We start from the raw sequence: 1,439 nt of genomic DNA, 5'->3' as shown, positions 1-1,439 counted from the left end.
CGAACTCCTCGACCCGCACAAACCCCAGAACCTGCGCGAGGTCCTCAACCGCATCCCCGCCCCGGTCGCCGTCACCTACGGACCGCTCCACCAGCTCGGCTACGCCAACCGCGCCTACCGCGAACTCTTCGGCGAACGCCCCACCGGCCTGCCCGCCGGCGAGGCCCTCCCCGAACTCGACACCATGGGCGTCCTGCCCCTGATGGACCAGGTCATCCGCGGCGGCCGCCCCCGCAGCGTCAAGGCCCGCTGCATCCTCGGCCTCACCGGCAACCGCTACTACAACGTCTCCTGCGTCCCGCTCGGCAACGGCGACACCTGCGACACCCGTGACGCCCCCGTCGAGGGCCCGCCCGCCGGAGTCCTGATCTTCGCCGCCGAAGTCACCGACCAGGTCCTCGCCGCCGCGCGCCTGCGCGAAGCCGAACGCCGCCAGCGCGAGGCCGCCGTCACCCTCCAGCGCAGTCTGCTCCCGCAGAAACTCGACCAGCCGGCCGACCTGCGGGTCGCCGCCACGTACCAGCCGGGCGGTGCGGAGGCCGCCGTCGGCGGCGACTGGTACGACGTGATCGCCATCGGTGGCGGACGCACCGCCCTCGTCATCGGCGACGTCATGGGCCGCGGCCTGCGCGCCGCCGCCGTGATGGGCCAGCTGCGCACCGCCGTCCGGGCCTACGCCCGCCTCGACCTGCCCCCGCACGAAGTGATGCGCCTGCTCGACGGCCTCGCCATGGAGATCGACGCCAACCAGATCGCCACCTGCACCTACGCCGTCTGGGACCCGGGGCGCCGCACCCTCTCCTACGCCTCGGCCGGCCACCTCCCCATGCTGCTGCGCTGCCCCGACGGCACCATCCTGCGCAGCGAGGAACAGAACGGCCCCCCGCTGGGCACTGGCGACGGCCTGCACGTCTCCCACACCCTGCGCCTGCTCCCCGGCACGACCGGCGTCCTCTATACGGACGGCCTGGTCGAACGCCGCGACGAGGACATCGACCAGGGCCTCGACCTCCTGGCCCGCACCCTGACCGGCGCCATCGGGGCCCCCGAGGTGATCTGTGCGCGGCTGCTCCGAGCGATGGGAGTGACCTCGGAGCACGACGACGACGTCGCCGTCCTGGCCTTCCAGCTGCCCGCCGAGGAGGCCGAGGAGACCGTGCGGGCGGCGCTTGACTCGGCCACCCCAGAGGTCTAGTGTTCTTCGAGCTGCCTGGCAGGGAGCACCGGACACGCATCTGCGCGGACGGCCCCGGGGCAGCCAATCCTCTGAAACACCACTTCCCGGTTCGTGCCGGTCGCTTTCGCTTTCTCGCGTTGCGGCTCGGTGCCTATTCGGCGTGCGCGTTTTATCGGATTGCGGCTGGATTCGCTTTTCGGAGCGGGGATCGGCTAGAGTTTGAAACGTCGGACGGGGCGTCAAACCCCGGAAGACACCGGCG

1 pseudogene is annotated in these 1,439 nt (G+C 71.7%); it reads left to right on the top strand.

From position 1 onward, the window contains the following. Positions 1–1,174 (top strand): annotated as a pseudogene (locus tag J0670_RS37915) (PP2C family protein-serine/threonine phosphatase); the annotation flags it as partial. Positions 1,175–1,439 lie beyond the last annotated feature (265 nt).

Origin of the sequence: Streptomyces sp. FH025 (assembly GCF_017427025.1) — a bacterium.
Classification (GTDB): domain Bacteria; phylum Actinomycetota; class Actinomycetes; order Streptomycetales; family Streptomycetaceae; genus Kitasatospora.
Note: the sequence above shows the minus strand (reverse complement) of the source record. Positions and strands in the feature narration are given on the sequence as shown.